At 69.5% G+C, this 14,901-nt stretch carries 14 protein-coding genes; 10 read left to right on the top strand and 4 right to left on the bottom strand.

Going from position 1 to position 14,901, the window contains the following annotated elements; genetic code table 11:
• Position 1: 1 nt before the first annotated feature.
• The gene (locus EAT49_RS17315) at positions 2-1,813 is read right to left on the bottom strand and encodes a serine protease (RefSeq protein ID WP_246003895.1); all 1,812 of its coding nucleotides are present in this window, start codon (positions 1,811-1,813) and stop codon (positions 2-4) included.
• 230 nt (positions 1,814-2,043) lie between these two features.
• Here EAT49_RS17315 and EAT49_RS17310 point away from each other — a divergent pair, with 230 nt between their 5' ends.
• The 7 genes from EAT49_RS17310 (at position 2,044) to glmM (ending at position 11,290) form a co-directional block, all read left to right on the top strand.
• A complete protein-coding gene (locus EAT49_RS17310; protein ID WP_123643563.1) occupies positions 2,044-2,964 on the top strand; it encodes a glycine--tRNA ligase subunit alpha in 921 nt (306 codons plus the stop codon).
• Positions 2,964-3,656 (top strand): FkbM family methyltransferase, encoded by a 693-nt coding sequence (locus EAT49_RS17305; protein WP_185020806.1) that lies wholly within the window; start codon positions 2,964-2,966, stop codon positions 3,654-3,656. Before EAT49_RS17310 ends, EAT49_RS17305 begins: the two co-directional genes overlap by 1 nt.
• Before the next feature lies 1 nt (position 3,657).
• Positions 3,658-4,182 (top strand): DUF6446 family protein, encoded by a 525-nt coding sequence (locus EAT49_RS17300; protein ID WP_123643561.1) that lies wholly within the window; start codon positions 3,658-3,660, stop codon positions 4,180-4,182.
• On the top strand, positions 4,182-6,290 hold the full coding sequence (gene glyS, locus EAT49_RS17295) for a glycine--tRNA ligase subunit beta (protein ID WP_123643560.1): 2,109 nt from the start codon (positions 4,182-4,184) through the stop codon (positions 6,288-6,290). The genes EAT49_RS17300 and glyS overlap by 1 nt, the downstream gene beginning before the upstream one ends.
• A gap of 66 nt (positions 6,291-6,356) precedes the next feature.
• Positions 6,357-8,924, top strand: coding sequence for a putative PEP-binding protein (locus EAT49_RS17290; RefSeq protein ID WP_425459537.1), 2,568 nt, complete (start codon positions 6,357-6,359; stop codon positions 8,922-8,924).
• A gap of 250 nt (positions 8,925-9,174) precedes the next feature.
• Positions 9,175-9,759: a cell wall hydrolase gene (locus EAT49_RS17285; protein ID WP_123643559.1), complete on the top strand. Its 585-nt coding sequence runs from the start codon at positions 9,175-9,177 to the stop codon at positions 9,757-9,759.
• Positions 9,760-9,934: 175 nt separating this feature from the next.
• Positions 9,935-11,290, top strand: a complete 1,356-nt coding sequence (gene glmM, locus EAT49_RS17280; protein ID WP_123643558.1) for a phosphoglucosamine mutase — start codon at positions 9,935-9,937, stop codon at positions 11,288-11,290.
• Between the two features lie 5 nt (positions 11,291-11,295).
• Here glmM and EAT49_RS17275 read toward each other — a convergent pair whose 3' ends face one another.
• Positions 11,296-11,877: a GNAT family N-acetyltransferase gene (locus EAT49_RS17275; protein ID WP_185020805.1), complete on the bottom strand. Its 582-nt coding sequence runs from the start codon at positions 11,875-11,877 to the stop codon at positions 11,296-11,298.
• 202 nt (positions 11,878-12,079) lie between these two features.
• Here EAT49_RS17275 and EAT49_RS21295 point away from each other — a divergent pair, with 202 nt between their 5' ends.
• Positions 12,080-12,253, top strand: a complete 174-nt coding sequence (locus tag EAT49_RS21295; RefSeq protein WP_185020804.1) for a hypothetical protein — start codon at positions 12,080-12,082, stop codon at positions 12,251-12,253.
• Between the two features lie 43 nt (positions 12,254-12,296).
• On the opposite strand, the gene ilvC is transcribed toward EAT49_RS21295, so the two are convergent.
• The gene (gene ilvC / locus EAT49_RS17270; protein WP_123643556.1) at positions 12,297-13,319 is read right to left on the bottom strand and encodes a ketol-acid reductoisomerase; all 1,023 of its coding nucleotides are present in this window, start codon (positions 13,317-13,319) and stop codon (positions 12,297-12,299) included.
• A 132-nt stretch (positions 13,320-13,451) separates the two neighbouring features.
• Between ilvC and EAT49_RS17265 the strand changes: the two genes are divergently transcribed.
• A complete protein-coding gene (locus EAT49_RS17265) occupies positions 13,452-13,907 on the top strand; it encodes an Lrp/AsnC family transcriptional regulator (RefSeq protein ID WP_123643555.1) in 456 nt (151 codons plus the stop codon).
• Positions 13,904-14,362, top strand: coding sequence for an Lrp/AsnC family transcriptional regulator (locus EAT49_RS17260; RefSeq protein WP_123643554.1), 459 nt, complete (start codon positions 13,904-13,906; stop codon positions 14,360-14,362). The genes EAT49_RS17265 and EAT49_RS17260 overlap by 4 nt, the downstream gene beginning before the upstream one ends.
• 32 nt (positions 14,363-14,394) lie before the next feature.
• Here EAT49_RS17260 and EAT49_RS17255 read toward each other — a convergent pair whose 3' ends face one another.
• A complete protein-coding gene (locus tag EAT49_RS17255; protein ID WP_123643553.1) occupies positions 14,395-14,838 on the bottom strand; it encodes an HAD family hydrolase in 444 nt (147 codons plus the stop codon).
• Positions 14,839-14,901 lie beyond the last annotated feature (63 nt).

Genomic DNA, 14,901 nt, shown 5'->3' with positions numbered 1-14,901 from the left:
TCTACCAGCAGCTCACCAGAACCGTCACATCCGCCGCCTGCAGGGTCTGCAGCTCCGGCGTGATCTGCCGGAATGCATCCGTCGTCTGCACGGAGAGCCCGGCCGAGCGGACCGAGGCGATGATCGCGCCGCTGTCCACGGCGAAACTCACCCCCTGCGGCAGGACCCGTCCCTCCGTCTCGTTCAGCGACGCAAGCATGCCCAGCACGGCGCCGCCGCCGTCGAAGACCGGACCGCCCGCATCACCCTCGGACGCCGCCAGTTCGAGCCGCTGAAGCTCTTCCTCGCCGTTCAGTCCCCGCAGGTCCGCCAGCGTCCCGAAGCTCATGGCCGGCGCCGACAGGACCCCGCCGAAGGGGTAACCCGCGACGGCCACCGGATCGCGCAGGCGCGGAACGGAGGTCTGGAATTCTGCCACCCGCCGGGGGGCTAGGGGCTGGGTGGCGCGCAGGACGGCGATCCCCGTCTCTGGGTCGCTGTGAACGATCCGCGCATCGTAGGCGCCCTCGATGGTGATCTCTCCGCATCCCTCGACCACCTCCGACGTGGTCAGGACCGAGCCGCCGGCGTCGATGAAGAACCCCGAGCGGCTGTACTGCGGCTGACGGATCTGGAGCCCGGCCAGAAGATCGGGCGCCTGGTCCTCGTCCGGAGGAGCGATGCCCGGGTCGAGCACGCCCTCGAGCGTGGTGAAGCTGGCCCGCATCTGCTGGAGCACGCGGGACCGGCGCTCCTCGTCGCCTGCCGGCCAGACCAGCATGAACCCCTTGATCGCATCGCCTTCGCGCTGGGCACGGATGTAGGTGTGGCGGTCCGCATCGCGCCCCTCGATCTCGAAAGAGGTGCCGGACCGCTCCCGCGGACCCTCCTCCGGCACGATGTCGAGGGTCTGCAGGATCTCGTAGAGCCCGAAGAACCTGTCCTCGTTGCCCGCCTGGGAAATGAAATACACCTCCGCCGGCAGAGCGTCGGAGATCGGCTCGAACTTGACGAAAGGCGGCGCGTATTCGGTGAAGGCGACCACGCCCACGGGCACCACCATCTGGATGCCCGAGGCATCGTCGCGCACGGTGGCGAGGTCGAGCCCGTCAAGGATCGCGTTGAAATCGCGAAAGAGTTCCTCCCGCTGCCGGGTCGTCAGAACGCCCGTCGGCTCATAGCCCTTGGCCTCCTGCCAGGCTGACATCGCGCCGCGTGTGCCGCCCCCGAAGAGCCCGTCGATTGCGGAATTGTAGAACCCCGCCCATTGCAGCATGGTCTGCAATTCGCGCTTCTCGTCCCGGTTGAGAAGATCCTCGCTGGCAAGCGCCTGGGCGCGGGTCTCTTCGGGCTCGGCTTCCGGCTCGGGGTCAGGCTCCGGAGCAGGCTGTGGCGGAGGAACCGCCGCTTCTTGCCCGGGGGGCTCGGCATCGGGCAGGTCGGATTGCGTGATGGCCTCCGCCGTCGCGACGGCGATGTCTTCCGGCGTCAGGGTCTCCTCGGCCGGTGGCGCGGCGAAGCCCTCGGGAAGCGGCTGCGCGTCGAGGGACACGCCGGTGCCGACTGGATAGAACTGCTGCCCGTAGGCATCGCTGGAGACGATATAGGCGTCTTGCGGGATCCGGCCCTGCGCCTTCAACTGTGCGCTCAGCGCCTGGGCGTCCGCGGCCGTGTATGGACCGAGCGCCACACCGTAAAACCCGTTGCCCAGGGAGAAGCCCGTGACGTTCTCGAGGTCCTGCGCGTAGCTCCGCGCGGCCTCGGAGGCCGAAGCGACCGACCGCCGCGCCTCGATCTGGAGCCAGACCGTCTCGGACTGGGCTGCCGCGCCCATGGGCCAAGCCATTGCGGTGCAAAGGACAAAAGCTGTAAATCGTCGTGTCATCACTATTCCTCGGGTGGCCCGCTGCCCCGGGCTTCACGCATTCCGTCGCGGACGTTACCAAAGCGGGGAGGGGCGTCAGCCGAAAACGCACCGCGCTTTCAAGGATTTGATTGGGCGTGGCGCGATTGACCCTTTCCGGCCTCCGCTCTATCCGGGGCGCGCAACGAAGAGGCGGCGCGATGACGGGCAGACCGACCAGTTTTCAGGACATCATCCTGGCCCTGCAGACCTACTGGGCCGGTCGCGGCTGTGCCGTGCTCCAGCCCTACGACATGGAGGTCGGCGCGGGCACCTTTCACCCGGCGACCACCCTGCGCTCGCTGGGGCCGCGCCCTTGGGCCGCGGCCTATGTCCAGCCCTCCCGCAGGCCCACCGACGGCCGCTATGGCGAGAACCCGAACCGCCTGCAGCACTATTACCAGTTCCAGGTGCTGGTGAAGCCGTCGCCGCCCGATTTCCAGGACCTCTACCTCGGCTCGCTCGAGGCTATCGGCATCGACTTCCGCGTGCATGACATCCGCTTCGTCGAGGACGACTGGGAAAGCCCCACCCTCGGCGCCTGGGGCCTTGGCTGGGAGGTCTGGTGCGACGGGATGGAGGTCTCGCAGTTCACCTACTTCCAACAGGTTGGCGGGCACGACTGCCACCCTGTCTCGGGCGAGCTGACCTATGGCCTCGAACGACTGGCGATGTACGTCCTCGGCATCGACCATGTCATGGACATGCCCTTCAACGCGCCGGACAGCCTGCAGCCGCTGACCTATGGCGACGTCTTTCGGCAGACCGAGGCGGAATACTCGCGCTGGAACTTCGACGTGGCCGATACCGCGCTGCTCTTGCGTCACTTCGAGGAGGCGGAGGCCGAGTGCCGCGCGATCCTGGACCAGCCCGACAACGATCCGAAGACCGGGCGGCGGATCGTCATGGCCCACCCCGCCTACGACCAGTGCATCAAGGCCAGCCATATCTTCAACCTGCTCGACGCCCGCGGGGTGATTTCCGTCACCGAACGGCAGGCCTATATCGGCCGCGTCCGCGCTCTGGCGAAGCTCTGCGCCGATGCCTTCGTCCGGACCGAGGCAGGCGGGGCGGCGGCATGATGGCTGAGGCCCCCGCCTCCTCTGTCGTCAGGGACTGGATCGGCACCCGCCTGCCGGGCAAGGCGGGGCGCAACTATCGGCGCGACCTGAAGAAACGGCGCAAGAGCGAGGCCGAGGCGGCGCTGATGGCCGTGCTGGACCGGATTTCGGGCGGGCTCTGCATCGATCTCGGAGCCAACCTCGGGGTCTGGACCCGCCGCATGGCCGCCGCCTCGGACCGGGTCATCGCCTTCGAGCCCGATCCCTGGACGGCGCAGCGTCTGCGCGAGAACGTGGCCGACCTGCCGAACGTCACCGTGATCGAGGCCGCGGCAGGCATCCGCGGGGGCCGCGCCGCGCTCTACCGCTCTCGGCAGTTCGAGGAGGATCGCGAGACGCGGTCGGAATCCTCGTCGCTTCTCTCCGCCAAGTCCAACGTCGACCCCGCCAGCGGCGTGGATGTCGATGTCATTGATTTTCCTGGGTTCATTTCGGATCTCGACCGCGACATCGCAGTCCTCAAGGTGGATATCGAGGGCGCCGAGGTGGAGCTGCTGGAAGTGCTGCTCGACCATCCGGTCCTGTCCCGGATCGGGCATCTCTTCGTCGAGACCCACGAGGATCGCATCCCGGACCTTGCGGCGCGCACGGCGGCGCTCCGGGCGCGCGCGAGGCGGGTGGCCGGCCCCGTCATCAACATGGACTGGCGCTAGGATGACCGGACGGATCGCCATCCTGGTCCTGCTCTTCTCCGCCCTCGTCGCGGGGGCCGGGCTCTATTACCTTCAGGTCTGGCACTACTACGACGAACTCTCCGCCGAGGACGCAAATGTGCAACTTCTGGCGGCAGGAACCGGCGAGCCAGTCCCGTTCATGTTCGAAAACTTCAAGGGCATCGACGCCGACAGCTCCCCCATCCGATACCGCGCCTGCTTTGACCTGACCGATCCCGGCGTGCTCGGGGACGCATACGAGGTCGCCCCGGCTCCCGAACCGCTCGTGGCGCCGCGCTGGTTCGACTGTTTCGACGCGGGCGAGATCGGACGGGCGCTTGAGGAGGGGCGGGCGGTGGCCTATCTGGGCGCGTCCAACGATCCCTATGGCGTCGACCGGATCGTCGCCGTCTATCCCGATGGCCGCGCGTTTGCGTGGACCCAGCTCAACCGCTGCGGAGAGGTCGTCTTCGACGGCGACCCCGTGCCTGACGGCTGTCCGCCGCCCCCGGAGGCCTATCGCTGATGCCCGACCTGCTGATCGAGCTGTTTTCCGAGGAAATCCCTGCAAGAATGCAGGCCAAGGCCTCGGAAGATCTGAAGAAAATGGTGATGGACGGTCTTGTCGGCGCGGGGCTGACCTATGCCTCCGCGGCGGCCTTCGCCACGCCCCGACGGCTGACGCTGACCGTCGAGGGGCTGACCGCCGAGAGCCCGGACACGCGCGAGGAACGGCGCGGGCCGAAGGTGGGCGCGCCGGACAAGGCGGTGGAGGGATTCTGCCGCGGCGCCGGCGTGGACCGCGCGGCGCTGGAGGAGCGGGAGACCGACAAGGGCTTGTTTTATTTCGCGATTGTCGAGCAGAAGGGGCGTCCGGCGGCGGCGATCGTGGCGGAGGTGCTCGAGCATGCGATCCGCAATTTCCCCTGGCCCAAGTCCATGCGCTGGGGCGCGGGGAGCCTGCGCTGGGTGCGGCCGCTGCAGCGGATTCTGTGCATCCTGACCGACGAGGCGGGCGCCGAAGTGGTGCCGATGGAGGTCGACGGGATCCGCGCGGGCAATATCACCGAGGGCCACCGCTTCATGGGATCGGGGCCATTTTCCGTAGCGAATTTCGATGACTACGAGGCCAAGCTGAAGCGCGCGAAGGTGATGCTGCGGCCCGAGGAACGGGCCGAGACGATCCGCGCGGAGGCGGGCAACCTCGCCTTCGCGGCGGGGCTCGAGGTGATCGAGGACGCGGGCCTTCTGGCCGAGGTGGCGGGGCTCGTGGAATGGCCCGTGGTGCTGATGGGACCCATCGAGGAACGGTTCCTCGGCCTGCCGGCGGAGGTGCTGCAGACCTCGATGAAGGAGCACCAGAAGTTCTTTTCGGCGGGGCCAAAAGCGTGCACCGGGCGTGCACCGGGCGTGCACAGCGATGTGCCCGGAATGGTGGACGCTCCTGCGGTCACCCATTTCATCACCGTTGCCAATATCGAAACACCGGACGACGGCGCGACGATCCTCGCGGGCAACCGCAAGGTGCTGTCGGCTCGCCTGGCGGACGCGGCCTTCTTCTGGGAGAACGACCTGCGCGTCGCGCGGGCGGGGATGGGCGCCTGGCTCGAGGCGCTGGAGGCCGTGACCTTCGAGCGGCGGCTCGGCAGCCAGGCCGACCGGATCGCGCGGATCGCGGCGCTGGCGCGCGAGATCGCGCCCGCCGTGGGCGCGGACCCGGACCTGGCCGAACAGGCGGCGCGGGTGGCGAAGGCGGACCTCGCGTCCGAGATGGTCTACGAATTCCCCGAGCTTCAGGGCACCATGGGCCGCTACTATGCCGCCGAGGCCGGGCTGCCCGCGGAGGTGGCCGAGGCCTGCGAGGCCCATTACGCGCCGCTCGGCCCCTCCGACGCGGTGCCTACGGCGCCGGTCTCGCTGGCCGTGGCGCTCGCCGACAAGCTCGACACGCTCGCGGGGTTCTGGGCCATCGGCGAGAAGCCCACGGGCTCGGGCGACCCCTTCGCACTGCGGCGGGCTGCGCTTGGGGTTATCCGGATATTGCTGGAGAGGGGCCTGCGGATGCCGCTGGCCGGAATGCTGAGCAAGGCCGACGAGAGAACCGATGCGGCCGACCTCCTCGCCTTCTTCCACGCACGGCTGAAGGTCCACCTGCGCTCCGAGGGCATCCCCCATGACGTCATCGACGCCTGCCTTGGCATGCCCGGCGCGGATGACCTGACGCTGCTGGTGCGGCGGGCCGAGGCCCTCGCGGCCTTCCTGAAGACGGAGGACGGAACGAACCTCGTGCAGGGCTTCAAGCGGGCGAGCAACATCGTCAGCCAGGCCGAAGCGGCGGACGGGGTGGAATACTCCTTCGGCGCCGATGCGAAATTCGCGGAAGGGCCCGAGGAAACGGCGCTCTTCGCCGCGCTCGACAGGGCCGAGCCCCATATCCGGGAGGCCATGGCGGGCGAGGACTTCGCCGCCGCCATGGGGCAGCTTGCGAGCCTCCGCGCGCCGATCGACGCCTTCTTCGAGGCGGTGCAGGTCAATGCGGAGAACCAGGTCCTGCGCCGCAACCGCCTGAACCTGCTCAGCCGGATCCGGGCGCTCTGCCTCGGGGTGGCCGATCTGTCGCAGGTCGAGGGCTAGGGGCGTTCACGTTTTCGTTGCACGACGACCCATGGCGCCTATGGTGGCGGCGAAGAGGATGCCGCAGTGCAGAAAGAATTGGACCGCTCCGAAGTCACGCTGATCACCCCCGATGTTCCGATGTCGGCGGATATCCATGGTGGCCGGGCGAAATGCCTGCAACGGCTGATCCGGCTCAACATGCCGGTGCCGAAGACCGTGGCCCTGCCGTTCCGCACCGTGCACCGGATCGCGGCTGGGGGCGTGCCCGACACCGGCGCGATCCTCGCCCATTTCGGGCCGCAGCCGCTCTTGAGCGTGCGCCCCTCGAGCCAGGACCCCGACTGGGGCGGGCCGGGGGCGATCCTGAACATCGGGATGTGCGACGTGCGGCACGCGCAGCTCTGCGACGAGATCGGGGAGCGGGCGGCGACCTCGCTTTACCTGCGCTTCATCCAGTCCTTCGCGACCCATGTGGCGCGACTCGACGACGAGATGTTCACCCTCCCCGATACGCCGGACCACGAGGCGCTGGCGCTGGCGCTCCGGACCTACGAGGAGGAGGCGGACGAGCCCTTTCCGCAGGACGTGGGGCGGCAGCTTGCCGATGTGCTGCGGTCCATGGCGCGGGCCTGGGAGGGGACGACCGCGCGCATCCTGAGAAAGGCCAAGGGGGCGCCGGAGGATGCGGGCCTCGGCCTTGTGGTGCAGCAGATGGTGCTGGGCGTCGGGCCGGGCGACAGCGGCTCGGGCGTGATCCAGTTCGTCGATCCGCTGACCGGGGAGCGGCAGGTCACCGGGCGCTATCTCAGCCAGAGCCAGGGGCGCGATGCGCTGGCCGCCGGGAGCGAGGCGCTCTATCTCACGCGCGATCCCCGGGGGCCGAGCCTCGAGGAGCTGTGCCCCGAGCCTTTTGCCGAGCTGGTCGCCTGCGGCGAGAGGGCCCGCGCACGGCTGCGCGAGGAAATGCAGATCGAGTTCACGCTCCACGGCGGGCGGCTGGCCATTCTCGATGCGATCCGGGTGAACCGGGGCAGCCGCGCCAAGGTGCGGATCGCGGTGGAGCTGGCGGAGGACGGCATCATCTCGCCCGAGGAGGCGGTGATGCGGGTCGATCCGCAGGCGCTGTCGGAGCTTCTGCACCGGCAGGTGGCGCCGGGCGCCGCGCGCGACGTGATCACCCGGGGCATCGCGGCCAGCCCCGGTGCCGCGCGGGGGCGGATCGTGTTCAGCGCCACCGATGCGCAGGCGAGCGCCTCGCGCGGGGAGGATTGCATCCTCGTGCGGCGCGAGACCACGCCCGAGGACATCCGGGGGATGCATGCGGCGGTGGGCGTGCTGACGGTGCGCGGCGGCGTCACGAGCCATGCGGCGGTGATCGGCCGGGGCCTTGGCCTGCCTTGCGTGGTGGGGGCCTCGGACCTGCGGCTCGACCGCAAGGCGAAGCGGCTGGTGGCGCCGGACGGGCGGCGCTTTGCCGAAGGCGAGACGATCACCGTGGACGGCACAACGGGAGAGGTGCTCGCGGGCGCGCCAGTGATGGTGGAGGCGGCGCTCGACGGGGCGTTCCAGCAGCTTCTCGACTGGGCGGATGCCGCGCGGGACATCGGCGTGCGCGCGAATGCCGACACGCCCGCCGACGCCCAGACGGCGCGCAACTTCCGCGCCGAGGGGATCGGCCTCTGCCGGACGGAGCACATGTTCTTCGAGGCGGAGCGGCTTTCGGTGATGCGGGAGATGATCTTTGCCGACACCGGCGAGGATCGCGCGGCGGTGCTGGAGCGGCTTCTGCCCATGCAGCGCGGCGATTTCGCGGAGCTGTTCGAGATCATGGCGGGCTCGCCCGTGTGTATCCGGCTCTTCGATCCGCCGCTCCATGAATTCCTGCCCTCGGACCGGCAGGGGATGCGCAGCCTGGCGGACGTGCTCGACCTGCCGCTCTCGGACGTGGAGGCGCGGGTCGAGGCGCTGGAGGAATACAACCCCATGCTGGGGATGCGCGGCGTCCGGCTCGGCGTGACGGTGCCCGAGATCTACGAGATGCAGGCGCGCGCCATCTTCGAGGCGACAATCGCCGCCTCGAAGCGGGGGGCGAAGGTGGTGCCCGAGATCATGATCCCCCTCGTCAGCGCCATGCGCGAGGTGGAACTCGTCAAGACGCGGATCGATGCGGTTGCGGTCAACGTCTACAACGAGACCGGGGCGGATTTCGCCTACAAGCTCGGCGTGATGGTGGAGACGCCGCGGGCGGCGCTCCGCGCGGGGGACATCGCGCCACACTGCCAGTTCCTGTCTTTCGGCACGAACGACCTGACGCAGATGACCTATGGCCTGAGCCGCGACGACGCAGGAAGGTTCATGTCGGCCTACGTCAAGGCGCGGGTGTTCCCGGAGGACCCGTTCCACACGCTCGACATCGACGGGGTGGGCGAGCTTCTGACGATGGGAGCCGAGCGGGCGCGGGACAGTGTGCCGGGGATCACCCTGTCGATCTGCGGGGAACACGGCGGCAGCCGGTCGGCCATCGCCTTCAGCCGGGCGATCGGGCTCGATTACGTGTCCTGTTCGCCGTTCCGCGTGCCCGCTGCGCGACTTTCCGCCGCCCAGTTGGCCATCGCGGACCGCCAGATCGGGGACGGTCTAGAGGTAGGCTGAAGCCAGGCCGCAAGATATTGATTCCATTCCGCTGGCTTGCCGCGGGACGACTGGCGCGGGGCCTCGCAGGGTGGAAATTTTCGCCCCTGGCCTGTAGCAAAGGCACGATCGCGTGAATTGACGCGACGTGAGCTGCTACGAGGATTACATGACGCATCAACCGCGGACGCGCGGCGCCTTCCGGGCGCTCGCTCTTTCTCTTGCGCTTGTCGGGGGGATCTGGGGACAGGCGGCATCGGCGGATGGCACGATGAAGACCCGGCTGACGGATCTTCTCGGGGCCGAGCACGCAAGTCTTCAGGAGGTCGCGCCGGCCCGTCTCGAGGCCCTGACGGCGGAGCGGCTGTCGACCCGGAGCCCGGCCGCGGCCGGCCCAGCGGCGCTCTACGAGGAAAGCGCCCTTGCCGCCCTCCCGGTGGCCTCGGGGAGCGCCCAGTGGCGCTGCCTGACCGAGGCGCTCTATTTCGAGGCCCGGGGCGAATCGCTGCGGGGGCTCTTCGGGGTGGCCGAGGTGATCCTGAACCGGGTCGACGATCCGCGCTATCCCGACACGATCTGCGGCGTGGTGAACGAGGGAACGGGCCGCATCCATGCCTGCCAGTTCAGTTACACCTGCGACGGCATTCCCGAGACGGTGCGCGACCAGGCGTCCTGGCACCGGGTCGGCAAGGTCGCGCGGCTGATGATGGACGGCGCCGAGTCGGACCTGACGGGCGGTGCCACCCATTACCATACCCGCGCGGTGAACCCGTCCTGGGCCAGCCGGTTTCCAAGGACGACGACCATCGGCGTGCATCACTTCTATCGCTGGCCGCTGCGGACCGCCTCGAACTGAGCGGAGGGCGGCCCCCCTCGGCCGCAAAGGTCTGAAACAGATTGTGAGTGGGGCCTGCCGCCCGGCCGGGTATGGTGCCCCCGGGTCGCGGGACAGGGGTGTCCCGCGTGGGTGCCACAAGATCGGGCCGGGGCGTCATGCCCGGACCCGACCGAAGACGAGGGGCGAAGGCGCGATGAGCGAGCGGCATCTATTCGGCACCGACGGTGTGCGGGGCACGGCGAACACCTGGCCGATGACGGCGGACATGGCCCTCCGGATCGGGGCCGCGGCGGGCCGGTTCTTTCGCGGCGACGGGGCCAACGGGCACCGGGTGGTGATCGGCAAGGACACGCGCCTGTCGGGCTACATGTTCGAGAACGCGCTGACCGCCGGCCTGACTTCCACGGGCATGAACGTGCTGCTCCTTGGCCCGGTGCCGACGCCGGCGGTGGGGCTCCTGACGACCTCCATGCGCGCCGATCTCGGCATCATGATCTCGGCCAGCCACAACCCCCATGCCGACAACGGGATCAAGTTCTTCGGCCCCGACGGCTTCAAGCTCTCGGATGCCGCCGAGGCGGAGATCGAGACGCTGGTGAGCGGCGAGCTTGCCCCCGTGGCCGCGGGAGAGATCGGCCGGGCCACGCGGGTGGACGACGGCCGCTTCCGCTATGCCGAGCGGGTCAAGGCGACCTTTCCGCAGGGCATGCGGCTCGACGGGCTGAAGGTGGTGGTCGACTGCGCCAACGGCGCGGCCTACCGCGTGGCGCCCGAGGTTTTGTGGGAACTGGGCGCCGAGGTGATCGCCGTGGGCGTGCGGCCGAACGGGCTCAACATCAACGACAAGGTCGGCTCCACCCATTGCGAGACGGCGCAGGAGGCCGTGGTGGCCCATGGCGCGGATGTGGGCATCTGCCTCGACGGAGACGCGGATCGGGTGATCCTGATCGACGAGACGGGCGCAGTGGCCGACGGCGACCAGATCATGGCCCTGTTTGCCGGGCGCTGGGCCGAGCAGCAGCGCCTGCGGGACGGGGTGCTGGTGGCAACCGTCATGTCGAACCTCGGGCTCGAGCGGTATCTCGGCGGGCTTGGCCTGCGGCTCGAGCGCACGAAGGTGGGCGACCGCTATGTGGTGGAGGCGATGCGGCGCGGCGGCTGGAACCTCGGCGGGGAACAGTCCGGCCATATCGTGATGACGGATTTCGCCACCACGGGCGACGGGCTGCTGGCGGGCCTTCAGTTCCTCGCCGCGATGATCGAGACCGGCCTGCCGGCCAGCGCCCTGTCGCGGCGCTTCGAGCGGGTGCCGCAGCTTCTGCGGAACGTGCGGTTCGGCCTCGGGCAGGACCCCCTTTCCGAGGCGAGCGTACAGGCCGCCATCACGGCGGCCGAGGGCATGATGGGCGCGCGGGGGCGCGTGCTGATCCGCAAGTCCGGCACCGAGCCGCTGATCCGCGTGATGGCGGAATGCGAGGACGAGGGGCTTCTGGCTGAGGTCGTGGACGGCATCGTCGCCGAAGTGGAATCCGTCACCGCGGCGGCCTGAGTCCGTCAGAGCAGGACGAGCAAGAGCGCCAGCAGGAGGCCGCCGCAGCCCGCGTAGATCGGCAGGGGCGGCGCGGTCTGCCACAGATGCGCCAGCCATGCCGCCGCCGAAGGCCGGTCGGGCGGTGCGCCGAGCCGCAGGACCACGCGCCGCTCGCGGAAGCCCGCGTCGCGGAAGAGGCGCAGGGTTCCGGTTGCCTCGCCCGGCACCTCGGCCTCCAGCGCGCCCCAGCCCGCCCGTTCCGAGACGGCCAGGACATAGGCGAGGAGCAGCCGCCCGAGGCCGCGCCCGCGCATCTCCGCGGTCACCCAGATCTCCTCGATCCGGACGGGGCGGGGCACGGCGCCGCTGGCGCGGGCCGCTGCGGAGAGGCGGATATACCCCAGAAGCCGCCCTTCGGCGGTGGCCGCGAAAAGGAGCGGGCTGTCCGAGGCCCGGCCCCAGCCGTCGCGAAACGCGGCCTCGAGCGCCCGGGGGTCTCCGGCCCCCGCGGCCAGGATCTGGGGCTTGAGCGCGAGGGGCGCCGGGCCTACCTCGCAGCGGCTCACCGCCCTGTGCGGCGGCTCTGGCGTGGACATGTGCAGCATGACGCGGCTCCGCGGGACCGGTCCCGATGGGGGCAGGTCTGCGGAAGGAGCGGGCCGAAACTGTGGCCGGCCCCGGGCGCGGCGGAGGTTCCGGAAGTCAGGGTAAACGGGGGGCATCGGGTCGCAGGGGCCGCGGCGGCAGGGAACCCGACGCGCCGCCGCCCGTTCGCTGGGGAAGGCACAGACCTGTTAGGAGAACCCCATGGACAGCTTTCCGCTGATCTGGCTCTTGCCCCTGGCCACGTTCCTCATCGTCATCGCCTGGGCGTGGAACAGCAAGCGCAAGGCCGACAAGATGACTCACGAACGCCGGGAGGAGAAGTCCTCGCTGGCCAAGGACGGCCCCGGACCGAACCCGATCCGGGAACGGGAGTGACGCGGACCGGGGGCGGCGCCGACCGCCCCCGGCGTGACGGGCCTCAGTTCTTGGCCTTGTCCACCAGCTTGCCGGCGCCGATCCAGGGCATCATGGCGCGCAGCTTCTCGCCCACGGCCTCGATCTGATGCTCGTCGTTGCGGCGGCGGGTGGCCTTGAAGAAGGGCTGACCCACGGCGTTCTCGGCCATGAAGTTCGACACGAAGCGGCCGGACTGGATGTCCTCCAGTACCGCCTTCATCCGCGCCTTCGTCTCGTCGTAGGGCAGGATGCGGGGGCCGGAGACGTATTCGCCGTATTCCGCGGTGTTCGAGATCGAGTAGTTCATGTTCGCGATGCCGCCCTCGTAGATCAGGTCCACGATCAGCTTCACCTCGTGCAGGCACTCGAAATAGGCCATCTCGGGCTCGTAGCCGGCCTCGACCAGCGTCTCGAAGCCCATGCGGATCAGCTCCACGAGACCGCCGCAGAGAACGGCCTGCTCGCCGAAGAGGTCGGTCTCGCATTCCTGGCGGAAGTTCGTCTCGATGATGCCGGACCGGCCGCCGCCGATGGCGGAGCAGTACGACAGGCCGATCTCCATGGCGCGACCGCTCGCATCGTTCTCGACGGCCACGAGGCAGGGCACGCCGCCGCCCTTGACGTATTCGCCGCGCACCGTGTGACCGGGGCCCTTGGGCGCCATCATCAGCACGTCGACGGTCTTCTTCGGCTCGATCAGGCCGAAATGGACGTTGAGGCCGTGGGCGAAGGCGATCGCCGCGCCGTCCTTCAGGTGGTCATGCACATGGGCCTTGTAGGTCGCGGCCTGCAGCTCGTCGGGCATGGTGAACATCATCAGGTCGCACCAGGCGGCGGCTTCCTCGATGCCCATGACCGTCAGTCCCTCGCCCTCGGCCTTGGCCTTCGACGGCGAGCCCTCGCGCAGGGCCACGACGAGGTTCTTGGCGCCGCTGTCGCGCAGGTTCAGCGCATGGGCATGGCCCTGGGAGCCGTAGCCCAGAATCGCCACCTTCATGTCCTTGATCAGGTTCACGTCGCAGTCGCGGTCGTAGTAGACGCGCATGATGGGTCTCCTTCCCTGTCTGTCTCGGCGCAGACCTACCGTGCGCCTCGCGAAGACGGCAGGGCTGGAAGAGGAGTATTTGTGGCCAGATGATGATTGCCATTCGTCATTGAGGCCGATACGCCGGTTTTCATGCTTGATGACGAGGACAGGCGCATCCTGCGGCAGCTGCAGGCGGAACCCACGCTGACCATGCCGGAACTGGCGGAGCGGGCGCGCGTGACGCCCGCGCGGGCGGCGCGCCGGGTGGAGAAGCTGGAGGCCGCGGGCGTGATCCGGGGCCGCGAGGTGGTGATCGACTGGGCGGCGCTCGGCTGGCGCGTCCATGTGAGCCTGCGCATCACCGTGGAGAAGAGCGCGCCGCGCGCGCTCGACGAACTGATTGCCGCGGCGCGAAAGGTGCCCGAGGTGATCGAGATCCAGACCTTCCTCGGCCGGGTGGACCTGCGGCTCGCGCTCGTGGCGCGGGACATGGCCCATTACCAGGCCCTCTACCGCGACCGGATCCTGACGCTGCCCCATATCGCCGACATCGAGGCGCTGCTGACCATCGCCACGATCCGCGACGCGGACGCGTTGCCGCTGTGAGCGCCGTTCTCGACGAGATCGACCGCCGGCTCCTGCGGCTTCTGCGCGAGGAGGCGGGGCAGTCGGCGGGGGCGCTGGGCCGCCGCGTGGGGCTGAGCCAGCCCGCCACCTGGCGTCGGATCCGGCGGCTCGAGGAGGCGGGCGTGATCCGGGGCCGGCGCCTCAAGCTCGACCCGGCGGCGCTGGGCTTCGGCGTGACGGTGTTCCTCGGCGTGAAGATCGGCCTGCGCGGCCGGGTCAAGCTGGAGGATTTCGAGCGGGCGGTGACCGCGATCCCCGAGGTGCAGCTCGTGGAGCATGTGCTGGGGCTCTACGACTACCGGCTCAGGGTCGTGGCGCGGGATCTCTCGGATTTCGAGCGGGTGCTGAGGCGGCGGATCATGACCCTGCCGGGGATCGGCGACGTGGAGGCGAACGTGCTCCTGACCGAGGAACGGCGGCCGGGGCCATTGTGAGGGGCAGGCGGCTTGCCCTCCCGCCCTGCCGGTCAGCGTCGGCGGCGGTGGTCCGGCAGGCGGGCCTCGAGGTTGTCGGCGGCAAGGCGCGAGAAGCGGAAGGTCCGGAAGCCGAGCTTCGCCGCCGCGTTGCAGAACGACCCCGAGCCGTCGACGAAGAGGATCGACGCAGGCGCGAGGTTCATGCCCTCCGCCGCTGCCATGAAGGCCTCGGGAGCGGGCTTGCTGTGCCCGGTCCGGCCCGCGGCATAGAGCGCCTCGATCTGGGGAAAGGCGTCCAGCCGCGCCTCGATCTCGTCGGCGCGGGCGGCATCGGCATCGGTCAGGATCGCCTGCCTCAGGCCGCGCAGATGCGCGCGCTCCGATATCTCGAGGCAGCGCGGGTCGGGCTCTATCCCCGGGGGTCTCGCGCGGTTCAGCACGCCCTCGAACCCCCAGAGGATCGCCTCGAACGGAACGTGGATCGTCAGGGCCATGGACGCAGCCTAGCCCCGCCCTGACGCCGCGTCGAGAGGCGAGGCGCCTCCGGGCGTGCGGCC

The organism is Histidinibacterium lentulum, from assembly GCF_003789055.1.
In the GTDB taxonomy this organism is placed as follows: Bacteria; Pseudomonadota; Alphaproteobacteria; order Rhodobacterales; family Rhodobacteraceae; genus Oceanicola; species Oceanicola lentulus.
Note: the sequence above shows the minus strand (reverse complement) of the source record. Positions and strands in the feature narration are given on the sequence as shown.

What these genes read in the sequence shown, in the direction of transcription:
- glmM (WP_123643558.1), top strand. Translation starts at nt 9,935, where the DNA reads ATGAGCGAGCGGCATCTATTCGGCACCGACGGTGTGCGGGGCACGGCG.
- EAT49_RS17255 (WP_123643553.1), bottom strand. Translation starts at nt 14,838, where the DNA reads ATGGCCCTGACGATCCACGTTCCGTTCGAGGCGATCCTCTGGGGGTTC.
- EAT49_RS17275 (WP_185020805.1), bottom strand. Translation starts at nt 11,877, where the DNA reads ATGCTGCACATGTCCACGCCAGAGCCGCCGCACAGGGCGGTGAGCCGC.
- EAT49_RS17265 (WP_123643555.1), top strand. Translation starts at nt 13,452, where the DNA reads ATGCTTGATGACGAGGACAGGCGCATCCTGCGGCAGCTGCAGGCGGAA.
- EAT49_RS21295 (WP_185020804.1), top strand. Translation starts at nt 12,080, where the DNA reads ATGGACAGCTTTCCGCTGATCTGGCTCTTGCCCCTGGCCACGTTCCTC.
- EAT49_RS17300 (WP_123643561.1), top strand. Translation starts at nt 3,658, where the DNA reads ATGACCGGACGGATCGCCATCCTGGTCCTGCTCTTCTCCGCCCTCGTC.
- EAT49_RS17310 (WP_123643563.1), top strand. Translation starts at nt 2,044, where the DNA reads ATGACGGGCAGACCGACCAGTTTTCAGGACATCATCCTGGCCCTGCAG.
- EAT49_RS17315 (WP_246003895.1), bottom strand. Translation starts at nt 1,813, where the DNA reads ATGGGCGCGGCAGCCCAGTCCGAGACGGTCTGGCTCCAGATCGAGGCG.
- EAT49_RS17285 (WP_123643559.1), top strand. Translation starts at nt 9,175, where the DNA reads ATGAAGACCCGGCTGACGGATCTTCTCGGGGCCGAGCACGCAAGTCTT.
- ilvC (WP_123643556.1), bottom strand. Translation starts at nt 13,319, where the DNA reads ATGCGCGTCTACTACGACCGCGACTGCGACGTGAACCTGATCAAGGAC.
- glyS (WP_123643560.1), top strand. Translation starts at nt 4,182, where the DNA reads ATGCCCGACCTGCTGATCGAGCTGTTTTCCGAGGAAATCCCTGCAAGA.
- EAT49_RS17305 (WP_185020806.1), top strand. Translation starts at nt 2,964, where the DNA reads ATGGCTGAGGCCCCCGCCTCCTCTGTCGTCAGGGACTGGATCGGCACC.